General features: G+C 69.7%; 1 protein-coding gene. It reads right to left on the reverse strand.

The genetic code is table 11. The features are described from left to right. Nucleotides 1-1,239 (reverse strand): MFS transporter (locus ESO86_RS16360; protein ID WP_242492424.1); only part of this gene is annotated, 1,239 nt, incomplete at its 3' end. Nucleotides 1,240-1,758 lie beyond the last annotated feature (519 nt).

Raw genomic sequence — 1,758 nt, forward strand, 5'->3', positions numbered from 1 at the left:
GCCGTCGCCGTCGCCGCCGGCGACCTGTCGCGCGGTGTCGGCCGGATCGTGCTCTGCGCGGCTGAGCAGCACGAACGGGGCGGCGAGCAGCTGCACCGCACCGCTGCAGAGCAGCGAGAAGCCGTACCCGCCGAGGTCGGCGGCGCGACCGAGCGCGGGCTGGATCACCGCGCCGCCCGCGCTGCCGAGGAGCGAGTCGAAGGAGAGCACGGTGGCGCGCTGCTTCGACGGGATCATGTCGTTGAGGTAGGCCCGGTGCACCGGATCGTCGATCGACGATGCGATGCCCCAGAGCGCGATGAGCCCGACCGCGAGCCAGAAGTTCGCGACGAGCCCGAGCGCGAGGAGGACCAGCGTGCTGAGGACGGTGGCGAGGAGGATCACCGACGTCCGCTTGCGGAAGCGCCGGCGGACGATCGGTGCGAGCAGCCCGCCGACGATCCCCGCCCCGGAGAGCAGGGCTGCGGCCAGGCCCGCGATCGAGTACGCGCCCTCGTCGCCCCACAGTTCGAGCAGGTACGGCTGCAGCGCGTAGAACGCGTAGAAGCCGACGCCGGTCGTGAAGGGCGTCGTGAACATGAGCCACCGCACCGGCCTGCGGCCCAAGCCGTACTTGACCGAGGCGCGGAAGACCTCGCCGGTCGCCTTGATCGGTCCGACCCCGCGTTCCGGCGTGAATCCGAGGTCGCGCATGAGCATCGCGGCGACCGCGAACATCACGATGAGGATGCCGGCGCGGATGAGGAAGGGCACGCCGAGGTTCGTCAACTGGGCGATCACGCCACCGAGGACGGAGCCGCCGAGCATCGCGACGTTGCCGACGACCACGGCACGGCCGAACACCGCCTCGAGGCTGCCGCGGTAGCCGGTCGCCTGCAGCGCGTCGACGAGCCAGGCGTCGACGGCCCCTGAGAAGAACGTGAAGCCGAGACCGAGCAGGATCGAGACGATCGCCCAGGCCCAGAACGGGGACTGCCACACCCAGAGCATCCAGTACATGACGGTCGTGACCGCGAGGGTCACGGTGCCGAGCAGGTACGACGCGCGTCGGCCGACCGTGTCGGCGACCACGCCGGTCGGGATCTCGAAGACGAACATGCCGACGCTGAAGAACGCGTTCGCGGCGAACGCCTCGAGGTTGGTCAGTCCGGCGTCGAGCAGGAACAGGGTGTTGATGCCCCAGATGAACGACGCGGCGAGGGTGTTGCCGAGCGTGAGCGTGTAGTAGGTGCCCTGCACCCGGCGCGCCGCACGGTCGCCGTCATCGCCCGAACCGGCGGCGGCCTCGGCCGAACGCGTCGGGCTCCCCACGCGCTCCATCATGCCCGCAGGACCCCCGGCGCGCCAGCATTCGGCGTGCACCCGGCGGGCACCCCCCGTTCGTGGTTCTTTTGCCGTGGAACGTGAAAAGCCGCGCGCCAAGCGAATTCTTTTGCTTGACCGCGAAGAGACAAATGCCGTAGTGTCCGAAAAAGTTCGTGGACGCCAACTCACGAGCAACGGTGCGAAGAGTGGCTACGGTCGACCTCCGCATCCGGCGCGGTCCCGCCGCGTTGACGGGCGTTCCAGCCCGATCTCAGGAAACGGTTCAGTGCAAGGGAGCATCATGGATGAACTGACGGAACAGGCAGAGCACGACGCGCGCCTCCTCGGGACCAGGCTCGGTCTCACGCGCCGGCAGCTGCTCGCCGCCACGACGGGCATGGCCGCCGCTGCTGCGGTCGGCCTGGCCGGCGGTCACACGCACGCCCACGCCAA

The sequence above is a fragment of the Agromyces binzhouensis genome (assembly GCF_004135055.1).
Taxonomy (GTDB): Bacteria; Actinomycetota; Actinomycetes; order Actinomycetales; family Microbacteriaceae; genus Agromyces; species Agromyces binzhouensis.